Raw genomic sequence first — 14912 nt, 5'->3', positions numbered from 1 at the left:
CTTATCAGGACAATAAACAAACACAATGAGCTGGATCGAAAAACTCCTGCCCCCGCGCATCAATAAAACCACCGAGCCGAGCGCGCGCCGCGTGCCGGAAGGGCTGTGGGTCAAGTGCCCTGCCTGCGAGTCGGTGCTCTATAACGAGGACCTGGCGGCCAATCTGCACGTCTGTCCCAAATGCGACCACCATATGCGTATCGGGGCCCGCGCACGGGTCGACTCGCTGCTGGACCTCGAAGGCCGCGTGGAAATCGCGCAGAACATCCGTTCGGTGGACACGCTCAAGTTCAAGGACACGCGCAAGTACCCGGAGCGCATACAGGAAGCCGCCAAGCAAACTGGCGAGACCGACGCACTGGTGGTCGTCAGCGGTTCGATCCGCGGCATGCCGGCGGTGCTGGCCTGCTTCGAATTCGAGTTCATGGGCGGTTCCATGGGCTCGGTGGTGGGCGAGCGCTTTGCCCGCGGTGCGCAGGCCGCGCTCGATCAGAAGACCGGCTTTGTGTGTGTCGCTGCCTCCGGCGGCGCCCGCATGCAGGAAAGCCTGCTGTCGCTGATGCAAATGGCCAAGACCAACGCCATGCTGACGCGCCTGGCCGCCGCCGGGCTGCCTTTCATCAGCGTGTTGACCGATCCCACGATGGGCGGCGTGTCGGCAAGTTTCGCCTTCATGGGGGACGTGGTCATCGCCGAACCCAAGGCGCTGATCGGCTTCGCTGGTCCGCGGGTGATCGAGCAGACGGTGCGGGAAAAATTGCCCGAAGGTTTCCAGCGTTCAGAGTTCCTGCTGCAGAAAGGCGCGATCGACATGGTCGTCGATCGCCGCCAACTGCGCGAGGAAATCGCGCGTCTGCTGGCTTTGCTGACCCGGCAGTCGGCGGACGTCCTGGCGGCCTGAAAGGCTCCCTCCGGACCGCGCGCCTTTCATGGGACATGGCGCGCGCCGCACCCTGCGGGTCGATTCCCCTGATTACCCCTTCGCTCCCCCCCGGCATGTGCATGGCTGGGGGCGGCGGCATTGCGCTGCAGCCGTGCCCATGATCGCCATGACCGGGTATTCGACGGTTTCGCCGCATCATTGGTCGCCAAGGTGGAATTCTGTTTTTCATCCAATCCCAGGCCGAATTGCAACAGCGTCCGTGGTCCGGCTTGCCGTTTTCTGATAAGTTAAGCGTCATTTTGATTTCTTTTCGCCGGAGCTTCTCCATGAATAATGGTCACAAGAACAAGATCCTCGCTGGCGCCCTGGCTGCCTTGGCATTGGCGTGCGCGACGCCGGCTGCCCAAGCGCAGGACGTCGGGTCGCGCGGAGGGGTAAGCCTCCAGATGGGGGTAGGGGAAAAATACAATCGCGCCACGGCGAACTACGAGACGGCGCCGTTGTGGAACTACACCTTCGGCGGTAACTGGGGCCGACTGGACCTGACCGGTGAACTGGGCGTGTCGTACTGGTGGGCCCACGAAGGCGCACATCCCAGCAATGCCTGGCAGTTCAGCGCCATCCCGATGTTCCGCTGGTGGCTCACCGACCGTTTCTTCCTGGAAGGCGGTGTGGGCCCCACCGTGTTCAACAAGACGCGCTTTGCCGACAAGACCATCAGCACGGCGTTCCAGTTCGGCGACCATATAGGCGTCGGCTTCCAACTGACCCCGCAGAGCCGCCTGAGCCTGCGCTATTCGCACTTCTCCAATGCCAGCATCAAGACGCCGAATCCCGGCCTGGATGTGACGCAGCTTACCTATACCTATCTGTTCTAAGCCCGCGCCACGGCTGTTCCGATGCGAACAGGCCGCGGGCCCGCCCGCCACGCAGCAACGGCCGCGTGGCATGCGGCCCGCACCGGTGTGAAGTCCGCTCCGGGATGACCGGTATCGGCATGAAAAAGGGGCTGTTCCTTATGGAACAGCCCCTTTGCCTTCTACCGTCTGGCTGCTAAGCGCTGCACGGCCTCGCGGGGAGACCGTGCAGCCGCGCGACATGTCAGTGCCGCGTTTCCACCTGTACCAGCGGTTCGCGCGACACCGGCGCCACGGGCTTGCGCTCGCGACCCAGTCGCACGGGCGTTGCGCTGGCGGCCATGCGCTGCTGCGTCTGCGCGTGGCGCTGCGGATCCGTTTCGACCCAGGTCAGGCCGGCGGCGTTGACGACGTCCTGCAGGCTTTGTTGCGGAGCCCGCGGCACGGCGGGAGCGGCCTGAGGAGCCGCGTCCTGCGTCACCGGCGCTGCGCCGGCCGGTGCCGCAGGGACCGCCGGGGCGGCATGCGGCACGCCTTCGTCCGCTGCCCGCACCGGGGTGGGGACAGGGGCAGTTTCCGACGCAGGCGACTGCGGGACAGCCGGCCACGGCGACACGGGTGCGGCTTCGGCAGCGGCGGCTTGGGTGCCTTCCTGGGCAGGCGCCGCCTGAGCCGGGACTGGCGCGGCGGGCGCCGCTTGCGCCGGTGCGGACTCGGCGAACCGAGGCGCGGTGTCCTCGGCCGCGGTCCCGGCCTGGACAGGCTCGGGACGTACCGATGGGGCCGACACCCCGGTGAAAGGCGCCGGCTGGGCGGCGAAGGGCTGGGCCTGCGTCGCGGTCGGGGCGCCGGAAACGGCCGGGGTGTCTTCTTCCGTGAATCCCGCCGGGGCGCCCGGTGCGGCCGTTACGGTACCGTGTCCGGCCGGTCGTGCCGGCGACGGCTCCGGTTGTGCGACGGGCGCGGGATGTTCCCGGCCTTCGCTGACGGGCGTGGCAACTTCCGACAGGGCGGCCTGGGCCTCGGCGGCCAGGTTGTCCTCGCCGTCCATGGCTTCGTCCTGACCGGCGTCGGCAGACACAGTGCCGCCTTCTTCCTGCGCGCGGCGGCCACGGCGACTACGACGACGGCGACGCTTGCGTTCCGGATCGGCGCCGGCTTCCGTCGCGATGGGCTGGCCGTGTTCGTCCAACTCCACGGGGCCTGCTTCCACGCTGGTATCCAGGCGTTCGTCGTCGGACTCGGGTGGCAGCGCCGCGGCGACCGTCTCCGCCAGGGCGGCGACCATGCTTTCCTGCTCGCTCATCGGTGCATCGGACTGCCCATCTTCGCGGCGGCCTCGCCCGCTGCGTCCGCGGCGACCACGCCCGGTACGGGCCGGTGCCGCCTCGTCGGCGGATTCCGGCGCCAGGGCGCGTTCCGGATGGGCCTGGGCCTGGGCGACGGCGTCGCGCTCGGCGCGTTGTTGCCCTTCGGCGCGCGCGGGGCGCTCACCTCGTTCCGCGCGGTCTGTCTCGTTGCGGCGGCCGCCTCGCACGTGATGGCGCGGCGCGTCCCCTTCGGCGGCTTCCGGCCGGTTCTCGGAGCGGCGGTTACGGTTGCGGTCGGAGCCATGGCGCTCGCCACGGCGGTCCTGTCCATCGTGCGTACGCGACTTCGGACGGGTGGTGGAGCGCTTGCTGTCCGCCTGGGGGGCGGGGGCCGGCGTGGCGGCGGGGGTGGCGCCGTCTCCGGTAAGCCAGCCGACCATGCGCTTGAACAGGCCGCCCAGGCCGGTCGATGCGACCGCCGGGGTCGCCGCCACCGGGGCGACGGGCGGCGTGCTCGACACCGGTGCCGGTTGCTCAGGCGTAATGCCTTTCACCAGGGCCTCGGGGCGGCTCTTGATTTCCTGCTCGCGCGGCGCCCAAGCCACTTCGGTGGCCGGTGCATCGGCCAGTTCGAAACTGGTCTTCATCTCTTCCAGGCGCGGGTCGTCGTGGCGCAGGCGTTCGATGTGGTGGTGCGGCGTTTCCAGGTGCTTGTTCGGGATCAGCACCAGGTTGACCTTCAGGCGGGCTTCCATCTTGGCGATATCGGCGCGCTTCTCGTTCAGCAGGAAGGTGGCGACATCGACCGGTACCTGGGCATGCACCGCCGCCGTGTTCTCCTTCATCGCCTCTTCCTGCAGCAGGCGCAGGACGTGCAGGGCGCTGGATTCCGCATCGCGGATCACGCCGGTGCCGTTACAGCGCGGGCAGGTGATGTGCGAGCCTTCGTTCAGGGCCGGACGCAGGCGCTGGCGCGACAGTTCCATCAGGCCGAAACGGGAAATCTTGCCCATCTGGACGCGGGCGCGATCGAAATGCAGCGCATCACGCAGACGCTGTTCCACGGCGCGCTGGTTCTTGCTGTCCTCCATGTCGATGAAGTCGATCACGATGAGGCCACCCAGGTCGCGCAGCCGCAGTTGGCGCGCCACTTCGTCGGCTGCCTCCTGGTTGGTGCGCAGGGCGGTTTCCTCGATGTCGGCGCCACGGGTCGAGCGGGCCGAGTTCACGTCGACGGCAACCAGTGCTTCGGTATGGTCGATGACGATGGCGCCGCCGGAAGGCAGGGTGACGGTACGGGAGTACGCCGTTTCGATCTGGTGTTCGATCTGGAACCGGGAGAACAGCGGCACGTCGTCGCGATAGCGCTTGACCCGCTGCACGTTGTCCGGCATGACCACGCTCATGAAGGCGGTGGCCTGGTCGGCGATTTCGTCGGTATCGATCAGGATCTCGCCGATTTCAGGCGAGAAGTAGTCGCGGATGGCACGAATGACCAGGCTCGACTCGAGATAGATCAGGATTGGCGCGGAGTTGTCGCGGGCGGCGCCGTCGATGGCGGTCCACAGTTGCAGCAGATAGGAAAGATCCCACTGCAGCTCTTCCACGTTGCGGCCGATACCGGCCGTGCGAGCGATGATGCTCATGCCCGGCGGCAGTTGCAACTGCTCCATGGTGTCGCGCAGTTCCTGCCGGTCTTCGCCTTCCACCCGGCGCGAGACGCCGCCGCCGCGTGGGTTGTTCGGCATCAGCACCAGATAGCGGCCGGCCAGCGAGATGAAGGTGGTGAGAGCCGCGCCTTTGTTGCCGCGTTCTTCCTTTTCCACCTGGACGATCAGTTCCTGTCCTTCGCGCAGCGCATCCTGGATGCGGGCGGTACGGACGTCGACGCCTTCCTTGAAATACGTGCGGGCAATTTCCTTGAACGGCAGGAAACCGTGGCGGTCTTCGCCGTAGTTGACGAAGCAGGCTTCCAGGCCGGGTTCGATGCGGGTGATGATGCCTTTGTAGATGTTGCCTTTACGCTGCTCGCGTCCGGCGGTTTCGATGTCCAGATCGATGAGCTTTTGCCCATCGACAATGGCAACGCGCAACTCTTCTGGGTGCGTTGCGTTGAACAGCATTCGCTTCATGAGAGGGTTCTCCGTAGTCATGACACGCCGATATCGGCGCGTGACCTCGGGTCACCCGGGCTGCGGACTGCGACACAGCAAGCGTTGCGGACCGTACCTGGGCGGCGCCCAGGCGTATCCGCGCCGGTCAGGCGGGCACTTCGTGCCAAACGGCACGCGGTTCTGTCAGCAGGGGAGTCAGGTTCACGTGTTGTGGTTGACGAATAATTGCTGTGAACGACAGACGCGGCGAGAGGGTACGGCGCGCGCCTGGTGCTTTATATACGACGGGTCTTGCTACGCTTCAGAGCCGCGCGCGGCTGGCAACGGACCTGCTTGAGTACGCGTCGGGACCCTTGTCCCGCGTGCTCGGCAGGGCGCGGTTGCGCCGGCGACCGGATGACCCCGGCGCTGAATTTGGCAGGCGGTACAATAACGGCCTGCGCACCGGACGGAATCGCCCCCTGACGGAGTTGCTCAGGAACGTGCATCTGAACGTGCATCTCTACGCCAGGCGGCCATGCGGCCTTCCAATTCAGCCCCTTAAGGCTGTCCCGATTATATGCGGCTTTTCGCAATGCGCAAAGACACTTCTCCCCCCTCGTCCGGGCCCGCCGTACGCCTGGTCCAGGTGGCCGAAGCGCACAGCGGTCAGCGCCTGGATAATTTCCTCTTCCGCCTCTGCAAGGGCGTGCCCAAGAGCCATATCTATAAAGCGATCCGCGATGGCCAGGTTCGGGTGAACAAAGGGCGCATCGCCGTGGATCACCGCCTGGAAACGGGGGACGTGGTGCGGGTGCCGCCGCTGCGGCTGCCGCAGCCGGGGGAAGCCCGGCCCGTGCCGCCCGCCGAATTTCCGGTCGTCTACGAGGACGACGCCATGCTGGTGGTCGACAAGCCGGCGGGCATCGCCGTGCACGGCGGCAGCGGCGTGGCCTTCGGGGTCATCGAGCGGCTGCGCGCGGCGCGCCCGGAGGCGCCGATGCTGGAACTCGCGCACCGCCTGGATCGCGAGACGTCCGGCTTGCTCATGGTGGCCAAGAAGCGCAACGCGCTGCTGGGGCTACACGCGATGCTGCGCGAAGGGCGGGGTACCAAGCGCTATTACGCCCTGGTGTGCGGCGACTGGGTCAACGACCGCCAGCACATCAAGCTGCCGCTCAGTAAATGGACCACCGTATCGGGCGAGCGCCGGGTCCGCGTGGACAAGGACGCCGGGCAGGCCGCCCACACCATCGTTACGTTGAAACAACGGTATGGCAAATTCAGCCTGGTGGAGGCGGAGCTGCGCACCGGCCGCACGCACCAGATCCGTGTCCATCTGGCGGCCATGGGCTTTCCCATCGTCGGGGACGACAAGTACGGAGACGATGCCATACGGTTATCCTTCGCCCGCAAGGGCTTCGCGCGCATGTTCCTGCATGCGCATCACCTGGACCTGCCGCACCCCCTGACCGCGGAACCGCTAGCACTGGAGGCACCCTTGCCGCAAGCCTGTACGGACATCCTGAAAACGCTGGAGGGCGGCTGATATGCCCTATACGTTGGTCGTCTTCGATTGGGACGGCACCCTGATGGATTCCACGCACAGCATCGTGGCGGCCATCCAGGCGGCCTGCCGCGACCTGGAGTTGCCCGTGCCTTCGGCGTCGCAGGCCAGCTGGGTGATCGGCCTGTCCCTGGAAAGCGCCCTGCGGCGGGCGGTGCCGGGGCTGACGAACGCGATGCTGCCGCGCTTCCTGGAGCGCTATCGCGTGCATTACCTGCTGCGCGACCCGGAACTGAAACTGTTCGAGGGCGTGGCCGAAATGCTGGCGGAGCTGGCGGCGCGCGATGTGCGCATGGCGGTGGCCACCGGCAAGAGCCGTGTCGGCTTGACACGCGCGCTGGCGGCCAGCGGCCTGACCGAGGCGTTCCAGGCCACGCGCTGCGCGGACGAGACCTTCAGCAAGCCCAATCCCACCATGCTGCACGAAATCATGGAAGAGCTGGACGTGGCGGCGGATCGCGTCGTCATGATCGGCGATACCTCCCACGACCTGCAGATGGCGGCCAATGCCCGGGTGCATGGCGTGGGGGTGGCCTACGGTGCGCATACGCGCGAAGAGCTGGAAGCCCATACGCCCCAGGCGGTGGTGGAATCCGTGGCGGCGCTGCGCGAGTGGCTGCTGCAGCGCACCGGCTGAGCGGTACCGGTTCCCGCGCCGACAAGCCGGCCGGGCGTGTATCACGGAAAATTGAACCCACGGCTTCGAACGGGCGCGGCAAAATCCTGTCATAACCGCGTTGGGCCATGATGGCCCGCCGATATGCCAGCCGGAGATCGCCATGCTGATACGAAAACCATCCGACGTCCTGCCCTCGGAAATCACGCCGGAACGGGTGTGGCGCTCGCGCCGGGCCTGGATGCTGCGAGCGGCCGCCGGTACGGCCGCCCTGGGCATGGCTGGATGGGGCGGCCGCGCCGCCCATGCCGCGGCCCCCGCGCTGGCGCCCCTGCCGGGCACGCCGAACGGGCAGTTCGCCATCATGGACAAGCCTACCTCCTATGACGACATCACGTCGTACAACAATTACTACGAGTTTGGCGTGGACAAGGGCGATCCGGCGCGACACGCTGCGGCCCTGCGCACGCGTCCCTGGACCGTCAGCGTCGAGGGCGAGGTGCAGAAACCGCGTACCTTCGATATCGATGCCCTGCTGAAGCTGGCGCCGCAGGAAGACCGCACCTATCGCATGCGCTGCGTGGAAGGCTGGTCCATGGTCATTCCCTGGGTGGGTTACCCGCTGGCCGCCTTGCTCAACGAAGTCCAGCCCACGGCCAATGCCAAGTTCGTGCAGTTCATCAGCGTGGCGCAACGCGACACCATGCCGGGGCTGCGCTACCCCGTCATCGACTGGCCGTATACGGAAGGCTTGCGCCTGGACGAAGCCATGCACCCGCTGGCGCTGCTGACCTTCGGCCTGTACGGCAAGATCCTGCCGAACCAGAACGGCGCGCCGCTGCGCATCGTGGTGCCCTGGAAATACGGGTTCAAGTCCGCCAAGTCGCTGGTGGCGATCCGGCTGGTGGAGAAGATGCCCGTCAGCGCCTGGATGAAGGCCGCGCCCAGCGAATATGGGTTCTACGCCAATGTGAATCCCAATGTGCCGCATCCGCGCTGGAGCCAGGCGACGGAGCGGCGTATCGGCGAGGATGGCCTTTTCAGTCCCAAGCGCAAGACCCTGATGTTCAACGGCTACGACCAGGTCGCCTCGCTGTATGCCGGCATGGATCTGAAAGCGAACTATTGAGGCGCGGAGCGCCCCCAGCCATGGCTCATCCCCCATCCAGACCCCGCCAGCTTTCGGCGGCCACCGTAAGCCGGTTCAAGCCCCTGCTCTTCGCGCTGGGGCTGTTTCCACTGGCACGGTGGATATGGTTGGGCATGAACAACGGCCTGACCGCGAACCCGGTCGAGTTCCTGACCCGCTCCGCCGGCACCTGGACCTTCGTCTGCCTGCTCGTGACGCTGGGCATCACGCCGTTGCGGCGGCTGACGGGGCAACCCGCCCTGGTTCGCCTGCGCCGCATGTGCGGGCTGTTCGCTTTCTTCTATGGTTTTCTGCATTTCATGTCCTGGGTGGGCTGGGACCGGGGCTTCGACCCCGCCTCGATGTTGCAGGACGTGGGCGAAAGGCCTTTCATCACCGTGGGTTTCGCCGCCTTCGTGCTTATGTGCCTGCTGGCCGCCACGTCGACCCAGGGCGCCATGCGGCGGATGGGCAAGCGCTGGCAGCGCCTGCATCGGGCGGTCTACCTGATCGGCATACTGGCCCTGTTGCATCTGCTCTGGCACAAGGCAGGCAAGCACGACTACGAGCAGCCCCTGGCCTACGGCAGCGTGCTGGCGGTCCTGTTGCTGTGGCGCGTCGTGGCGTGGGTGGTGGGGCGCCGCAAGGCAGGGGCCGCATTGACGGCCCATGCCGGCGTGGGCCGGCCCTAGGGCCTTCGATGGCTCGTGTCGCCGCGGGGCTTTGATGCCGCGTGCGCCATGGGCTTCGGCGCCTGTGCCCAATGGGCGTTCGACGCCTGTGTCCTACAGCGGTTCGACGCCGGTACTGCTACAGGGCTTCGACGCCCGTACTCCTACGGGGCTTCGACTCCGGTCCCGATGGCTGCCGGCGCCACGCTGTCGCCCCGGCCGGGCCGGTCCACCGGGCCACTGGCAAGGGCCGAGCCCTCGGTAGGCAAGGCCAGCAGGATGGCGGCCGTTGCCGCGTCCGCCGTGCCATCGCAGCGCTCCGGTCGATAGTGCATCTGGAAGGCCGCGATGACGCGGGTCGTTTCGGCATCCAGCGCGCCGCTGCGCGGTACCGCGTACCCCACCCGCTCGAGCTGTGCCTGGAACCAGGCAGGGCCCGGAACGCCGTTGGCCTCGAACTGCGCCTGGTAGCCGCGGGCGGCGGTTTCGTCGTACCAGCGACCCAGGCCGGCCAAGGCGAACCGCTTCCAGGGAAAGAGCGGGCCCGGATCGCTCTTGCGCTGGGGGGCGACGTCGCTGTGCGCGACGATGTTTTCCGGGCGCACGCCATGGCGCTGCGCGATATCCCGGACCAGCGCCATGACCGCATGCAGCTGTGCCGGGGAATAACCCGCCCATTGCAGCGTGCCGTCCGGCGCGGGGGACTCGCCGCCGTTCACGATTTCGATACCGATCGACGCGTTGTTGATGGATGTATGGCCGTACCAGCTGCTCTTTCCGGCGTGCCAGGCGTTGCGGTCCTCCGGCACCAGCTGGTAGACCTTGACGGGACGGCTGTCCGTGACCAGGTAATGCGCGCTGACGTCCCCGCGCGACAAGGTCAGCAGCGACGCGGTGTTGCCGGCGGCGGTGTAGTGGATCACGATGAAGCGTACGCGGCTGTCCTGGCTGACGGCCGAGATCGACCGGTCCACATCCACGCCGGCGGGGTAGCGGGGCGCGCAGCCCGCCAATGCCAGCATGGCGCACAAGACCAGCCCGGCGGGGACCAGGCGGTGGCGACCCGGGATCAGGCGGCCGCTCATCGGGCCAGGTAGAGGAACAGGGTGGGCTTTTTATCCAGGTCTGGCGCCGGCTGCGTTTTCCAGTCCGCCACGGTGCGTGTACGGACCCACTCGTCGGCGGTGGTCAGGGAGCGCGCCACGCAAAGCCGCGTATTGCCGCGCAGGCAACCGAGCAGGGCGGTGAACATGGCGGCGTTCCGGTAGGGGGTCTCGATCAGCATCTGCGTCTGGTCTTCCCTCGCGGATACCTGTTCCCAGTTGCGCAGTTGGCGTATCCGTTCGTTGGGTTCGACCGGCGCGTATCCGTGGAAGGCAAAGCGTTGCCCGTCCAGGCCGCTGGCCATCAGGGACAGCAGAATGGAAGAGGGTCCCACCCAGGGCCGCACCGTCAGTCCCAGGCCATGGGCGACTTCCGCCACGCGCGCGCCCGGGTCCGCCACGGCCGGGCAGCCGGCTTCCGAAACCAGTCCTATCTCGCCACCATCCCGCAGGGGCCGCAGCCAGGCATTGATCTGCGCGGCGTCGGTCTTGTCCGTGAGCGTATGGATGGTGATTTCCTGGAGGGGGCGGATGGTGCCGATCTGCTTCAGGAAAGCGCGTGCAGTCTTGGCGTTTTCGGCGATGTAGGTATCCAGCCGTGCCGCCAGCGCGCGCACCTCGGCGGGGAGCCAGCGGTCAGGGGGCGCTTCGCCGAGGCCCACCGGAATAAGGTGCAGTTCGCCGGGTCCCGAGCCGGCGCCGGACGGCCCGGCGGACGGGGCCGCCGTCACGGATGGCTCCCGGACGGCACCGCCGGCTGGCCATGGGCCGCTAGCGGGGCCTGCAGCGGGTCCAGCCCGAACTGCGCCAGCATGCCGGTCAGCGCAATCAGCGGCAGACCGATGATCGCGGTCGGATCATCGCTGTGCATGCTGTCCATCAAGGCGATACCCAGGCCCTCCGCCTTGGCGCTGCCGGCGGTATCGAAGGGGGTTTCGGCGTGCAGATACGCGTCGATGGCCGCGTCCGAGAGGGGGCGGAAGCGGCAGCGAGTGACGATGTCGGCATGTGTCGTGCGCGTGCCGTCCGTCACGGCCAGGGCGCTGTGGAACGCCACCTCCTGCCCTGACAGCATGCGCAACTGGGCCCGCGCCCGCTCGAAGTCGCCGGGCTTGCCGATCGGCGCGCCATGCACGGTCGCCACCTGGTCGGAACCGATGACGACGGCGCCGGGATGGCGCGCGGAAACGGCCGCGGCCTTGGCGATGGACAGGCGCACGGCCAGATCGCACGGCGCCTCCCCCGGGCGGGGCGTTTCGTCAACCTGGGGGGCGACCGTGTCGAAGGGCAGGCGCAGGCGCGCGAGCAATTCGCGTCGGTAGGGCGAGGTGGAGGCAAGGATCAGGGGCATATGAGGTTTGACGGTCCTACGTAAGTCACGGTATTATCTAACGTTTTCGCGGAAATTTTGTCCCCGGCAGATCCCGGGCTCATCCTGGTCCGCCCGCTTGGAGGCTTGGTTCCGTCAGCCTTCGGTGGAAGCCCGGGCTGCAAAGTATCCGGCTGTATAAAGCATGGGGCCGGAAAGCAGGGGCCGGAAAGCAGGGCCCCACAGCACGGGGAACCCGTACAGGGCAACGTGAAGATGCACGGGGACGGGGCAACGCGCGAGAGCGCAGGCCAATCATGGGCAAAGGCGAAAGCAGCGGTAGTGGAAATAAAGGTGTCGGCCATACGGCCGGCGCCAGCACGGGCGGCGGAAACACTGCCCGGATGAGTGGTCGCGCGACCGGGACGATAGATGCGTTCAGCTTTGCGCGGCTGGGCAAGGAAGCTTCCGGCGCTCTGCCTCTGGTTCGCTTTGCGCGGGCGGTGGAAGGTCTGCCGCCGCAGCCTGCGGGCGAAGCCGGCGAGGTGCGCTGGGCGGCGCGGGGCGAGTTGGGGCGGCAGGGCGAGCCGCTGCTCCATCTGTCCGTCCAGGCTCATCCGGTGCTGGTCTGTCAGCGGTGCATGGAGGCGTTCGTACATCCCATTGATGCAAGCGTCACGCTGCATCTGGTGAAGTCGGAAGCCGAGCTCGATGAAGGCATGGGCGACGTGGATCTGGATGGCGACGGCGACGGCGACATGGCCGACGCGGGCGGCATCGACCGCCTGGACGATGTGCCTGAAAAAGTGTTGGGTTCGCACCATTTCGATCTGCTCGCGCAGGTCGAAGACGAACTGGTTTTGAATATTCCTTATGTGCCCAGGCATCGCGTGTGTCCGGGCGCGCCGCTGAAGACGAGCGCCGGCGATCCGGGGCCCGAAACCGAGGCAGGCAAGCGTCCATCACCGTTCGCGGTGCTGGAAAAATTGAAGCAAAAAGATTGAGGTCAACACCGGGCCGCATCGCGTACAATGCGCCCCGTTTCTAGGAGTCATCATGGCTGTTCAACAAAACAAGAAGTCCCCGTCCAAGCGCGGCATGCATCGCTCGCACGATTTTCTGACGACGCCGCCGACGGCCATCGAGCCGAACACGGGCGAAATGCACCTGCGTCATCACATCAGCCCGAACGGTTTCTATCGCGGCCGCAAAGTCATCAAGACCAAGAACGACGAATAAGCCGTTCCGGCCCGCCTGACCCGGATCCACATCGTTACGGCTGGCGCTGATACTTGGCTCCCGTGATACGCATCGCTATTGACTGCATGGGCGGCGATATTGGCCTGCCCGTGACCATACCCGCGTCCATCGACTTCGCCCGGCAGTTTCCCGACGCACAGCTCCTGCTCGTCGGGTTGCCTGACGCGATCGGGAAGGCATTGGATGCCACGCGTGGCGCGCCTCGCGAGCGCATCGAGATCGTGCCTGCCTCGGAAGTCGTCAGCATGGACGACTCCGTCGAGGTGGCGTTGCGCCGCAAGAAGGATTCGTCCATGCGCATCGCGGCGCAAGCCGTCAAGGACGGCCGTGCCGACGCCTGTGTATCGGCTGGCAATACCGGTGCGTGGATGGCGATCTCGCGCTATGTGCTGAAAACGCTGGACGGCATCGATCGTCCAGCCATTGCCACGTCCATTCCGAACCAGCTGGGGCGGTCCACGACCGTGCTGGATCTCGGCGCCAACGTCGACTGCACCGCCGAACACCTGCTGCAGTTCGCCATCATGGGGGCCGCGCTCGCCCAGGCGCTGGACCACCGTGAGCGCCCCACCGTCGGGCTTCTGAACATCGGCGAAGAAGTCATCAAGGGCAACGAAGTCGTCAAGGAGGCCGCCGAATTGCTGCGGGCCAGTCCCTTGAACTTCTACGGCAACGTCGAGGGCAACGATATCTTCAAGGGTACCGTCGACGTCGTGGTCTGCGATGGCTTTGTCGGTAACGCGGTGCTCAAGTCCGTCGAAGGGCTGGCCCGGATGCTGAGCAGCATCATCCGCGAAGAATTCAAGCGCAATCCGGTCACGCTGCTGGCGGGTGCGATCGCCTCGCCTGTCCTGAACCGCCTGCGCAAACGGGTCGATAACCGCCGGTACAACGGCGCGGCCCTGCTGGGTCTGCGCGGCGTGGTCATCAAGAGCCATGGCTCCGCGGACGCCTATGCCTTCGGTTTCGCGCTGCAACGCGCGCGCGAAGCCGTCGTCAGTAAACTGCTGGAACGCACCAACCTCAGCATGGCGCAGATCACGCAGGGCGCACACAACAATGCCGCGACGGTCCCCGTGCCGCGCGTGGCCGGGGACTCCGCCTGATGAAAACCAATCCGCAGTATTCGGTCATCGCCGGTTCCGGCAGCTATCTGCCCCCGCGCGTGGTGTCCAACGATGAACTCGCCGCCGAGCTGGCGACCCGCGATATCGTCACATCGGACGTCTGGATCGTCGAGCGCACCGGCATACGCCAACGCCATTTGGCCGAGCGCGGCGTTACCACCAGCGAACTCGCGACCGAGGCGGCCGTGCGCGCCATCGAGAATGCAGGCCTGCAGGCCGCCGATATCGATCTCATCGTCGTCGCGACGTCTACGCCGGACTACGTTTTCCCCAGCACGGCGTGCCTGGTGCAAAGCAGGCTGGGCATCAAGGGCTGCGCGGCGTTCGACGTGCAGGCCGTCTGCAGCGGCTTCGTGTATGCACTGACCACCGCGGACAGTTTTGTGCGGGCCGGCCGTGCCCGCCACGCGCTGGTTATCGGCGCCGAGGTCTTCTCCCGTATCCTCGACTGGAACGATCGCTCCACCTGCGTGCTGTTCGGCGACGGAGCGGGGGCCGTGGTGCTGAGCGCGTCGGACACGCCGGGCATCCTGGCCGCGCAACTGCATGCCGACGGCAGTCAGACCAAGATTCTCTGTGCCGCAGGCAACGTCGCGTATGGCGAAGTGGTCGGCGACCCTTTTCTGCGCATGGACGGGCAAGCCGTGTTCAAGCAGGCCGTCACGGTGCTGGAGCGTTCCGCGCGCGACGTCTGCGACGAAGCGGGCGTGTCGCTCGATGCAGTGGACCTGCTGATCCCGCACCAGGCCAACGTCCGCATCCTCAACTTCCTGGCACGCAAGCTGAGCTTGCCGGCCGGCAAGCTGGTCGTGACCGTGGACAGCCATGCCAATACGTCGGCGGCCAGTGTGCCGCTGGCGCTGGATGTCGCGCGCCGCGACGGCCGTGCGCGTCCCGGACACCTGGTGCTCATGCAGGGCGTCGGCGGTGGCTTCACTTGGGGCTCGGTGCTGGCGCGCCTGACCTAGATCCAACGACAACCGCACT

At 66.7% G+C, this 14912-nt stretch carries 14 protein-coding genes; 10 read left to right on the top strand and 4 right to left on the bottom strand.

The window, feature by feature from the left end; all coding sequences use genetic code 11:
• Window positions 1-25 precede the first annotated feature (25 nt).
• Complete coding sequence (accD, locus tag BAU07_RS18320; RefSeq protein ID WP_066660549.1) at window positions 26-901, top strand: acetyl-CoA carboxylase, carboxyltransferase subunit beta; 876 nt, start codon at window positions 26-28, stop codon at window positions 899-901.
• 308 nt (window positions 902-1209) lie between these two features.
• Window positions 1210-1761, top strand: coding sequence for an acyloxyacyl hydrolase (locus BAU07_RS18315; RefSeq protein WP_066660547.1), 552 nt, complete (start codon window positions 1210-1212; stop codon window positions 1759-1761).
• Between the two features lie 223 nt (window positions 1762-1984).
• Here BAU07_RS18315 and BAU07_RS18310 read toward each other — a convergent pair whose 3' ends face one another.
• Window positions 1985-5182: an Rne/Rng family ribonuclease gene (locus BAU07_RS18310; RefSeq protein ID WP_066660545.1), complete on the bottom strand. Its 3198-nt coding sequence runs from the start codon at window positions 5180-5182 to the stop codon at window positions 1985-1987.
• Window positions 5183-5723: 541 nt separating this feature from the next.
• Here BAU07_RS18310 and BAU07_RS18305 point away from each other — a divergent pair.
• From BAU07_RS18305 to msrQ, 4 genes are all read left to right on the top strand, one after another.
• Entirely contained in the window at window positions 5724-6692 is a 969-nt protein-coding gene (locus tag BAU07_RS18305; protein WP_066660544.1) for an RluA family pseudouridine synthase, read from the top strand.
• Window position 6693: 1 nt separating this feature from the next.
• Window positions 6694-7347, top strand: a complete 654-nt coding sequence (locus tag BAU07_RS18300; protein WP_066660543.1) for an HAD-IA family hydrolase — start codon at window positions 6694-6696, stop codon at window positions 7345-7347.
• Between the two features lie 142 nt (window positions 7348-7489).
• The gene (msrP, locus tag BAU07_RS18295) at window positions 7490-8455 is read left to right on the top strand and encodes a protein-methionine-sulfoxide reductase catalytic subunit MsrP (protein WP_066660538.1); all 966 of its coding nucleotides are present in this window, start codon (window positions 7490-7492) and stop codon (window positions 8453-8455) included.
• A gap of 20 nt (window positions 8456-8475) precedes the next feature.
• Complete coding sequence (msrQ, locus tag BAU07_RS18290) at window positions 8476-9147, top strand: protein-methionine-sulfoxide reductase heme-binding subunit MsrQ (RefSeq protein WP_066660527.1); 672 nt, start codon at window positions 8476-8478, stop codon at window positions 9145-9147.
• Between the two features lie 143 nt (window positions 9148-9290).
• Here msrQ and BAU07_RS18285 read toward each other — a convergent pair whose 3' ends face one another.
• Genes BAU07_RS18285 through BAU07_RS18275 form a run of 3 tightly spaced genes read right to left on the bottom strand, consistent with a single transcriptional unit; the run spans window position 9291 to window position 11580 of the window.
• Window positions 9291-10211 (bottom strand): N-acetylmuramoyl-L-alanine amidase, encoded by a 921-nt coding sequence (locus BAU07_RS18285; RefSeq protein WP_066660521.1) that lies wholly within the window; start codon window positions 10209-10211, stop codon window positions 9291-9293.
• On the bottom strand, window positions 10208-10960 hold the full coding sequence (locus BAU07_RS18280; protein WP_066660518.1) for an SAM-dependent methyltransferase: 753 nt from the start codon (window positions 10958-10960) through the stop codon (window positions 10208-10210). Before BAU07_RS18280 ends, BAU07_RS18285 begins: the two co-directional genes overlap by 4 nt.
• Window positions 10957-11580: a Maf family nucleotide pyrophosphatase gene (locus BAU07_RS18275; RefSeq protein WP_066660516.1), complete on the bottom strand. Its 624-nt coding sequence runs from the start codon at window positions 11578-11580 to the stop codon at window positions 10957-10959. The genes BAU07_RS18280 and BAU07_RS18275 overlap by 4 nt, the downstream gene beginning before the upstream one ends.
• Window positions 11581-11942: 362 nt before the next feature.
• Between BAU07_RS18275 and BAU07_RS18270 the strand changes: the two genes are divergently transcribed.
• The 4 genes from BAU07_RS18270 to BAU07_RS18255 all read left to right on the top strand — a co-directional run bounded on the left by BAU07_RS18270 (window position 11943) and on the right by BAU07_RS18255 (window position 14893).
• The gene (locus BAU07_RS18270; RefSeq protein WP_066660509.1) at window positions 11943-12542 is read left to right on the top strand and encodes a YceD family protein; all 600 of its coding nucleotides are present in this window, start codon (window positions 11943-11945) and stop codon (window positions 12540-12542) included.
• A gap of 52 nt (window positions 12543-12594) precedes the next feature.
• Window positions 12595-12777 (top strand): 50S ribosomal protein L32, encoded by a 183-nt coding sequence (gene rpmF / locus BAU07_RS18265; RefSeq protein WP_066660506.1) that lies wholly within the window; start codon window positions 12595-12597, stop codon window positions 12775-12777.
• Between the two features lie 62 nt (window positions 12778-12839).
• Window positions 12840-13904 (top strand): phosphate acyltransferase PlsX, encoded by a 1065-nt coding sequence (gene plsX, locus BAU07_RS18260; protein ID WP_066665537.1) that lies wholly within the window; start codon window positions 12840-12842, stop codon window positions 13902-13904.
• Entirely contained in the window at window positions 13904-14893 is a 990-nt protein-coding gene (locus tag BAU07_RS18255; RefSeq protein ID WP_066660504.1) for a beta-ketoacyl-ACP synthase III, read from the top strand. Before plsX ends, BAU07_RS18255 begins: the two co-directional genes overlap by 1 nt.
• The last annotated feature ends 19 nt before the right edge of the window (window positions 14894-14912 follow it).

It is taken from the genome of Bordetella flabilis (genome assembly GCF_001676725.1).
Taxonomy (GTDB): Bacteria; Pseudomonadota; Gammaproteobacteria; order Burkholderiales; family Burkholderiaceae_B; genus Bordetella_C; species Bordetella_C flabilis.
This window is presented reverse-complemented; position numbering and strand designations above follow the sequence as displayed.

Coding starts and splice junctions, on each gene's coding strand:
- accD (WP_066660549.1), top strand. CDS start 26: ATGAGCTGGATCGAAAAACTCCTGCCCCCGCGCATCAATAAAACCACC.
- BAU07_RS18315 (WP_066660547.1), top strand. CDS start 1,210: ATGAATAATGGTCACAAGAACAAGATCCTCGCTGGCGCCCTGGCTGCC.
- BAU07_RS18310 (WP_066660545.1), bottom strand. CDS start 5,182: ATGAAGCGAATGCTGTTCAACGCAACGCACCCAGAAGAGTTGCGCGTT.
- BAU07_RS18305 (WP_066660544.1), top strand. CDS start 5,724: ATGCGGCTTTTCGCAATGCGCAAAGACACTTCTCCCCCCTCGTCCGGG.
- BAU07_RS18300 (WP_066660543.1), top strand. CDS start 6,694: ATGCCCTATACGTTGGTCGTCTTCGATTGGGACGGCACCCTGATGGAT.
- msrP (WP_066660538.1), top strand. CDS start 7,490: ATGCTGATACGAAAACCATCCGACGTCCTGCCCTCGGAAATCACGCCG.
- msrQ (WP_066660527.1), top strand. CDS start 8,476: ATGGCTCATCCCCCATCCAGACCCCGCCAGCTTTCGGCGGCCACCGTA.
- BAU07_RS18285 (WP_066660521.1), bottom strand. CDS start 10,211: ATGAGCGGCCGCCTGATCCCGGGTCGCCACCGCCTGGTCCCCGCCGGG.
- BAU07_RS18275 (WP_066660516.1), bottom strand. CDS start 11,580: ATGCCCCTGATCCTTGCCTCCACCTCGCCCTACCGACGCGAATTGCTC.
- BAU07_RS18270 (WP_066660509.1), top strand. CDS start 11,943: ATGAGTGGTCGCGCGACCGGGACGATAGATGCGTTCAGCTTTGCGCGG.
- rpmF (WP_066660506.1), top strand. CDS start 12,595: ATGGCTGTTCAACAAAACAAGAAGTCCCCGTCCAAGCGCGGCATGCAT.
- BAU07_RS18255 (WP_066660504.1), top strand. CDS start 13,904: ATGAAAACCAATCCGCAGTATTCGGTCATCGCCGGTTCCGGCAGCTAT.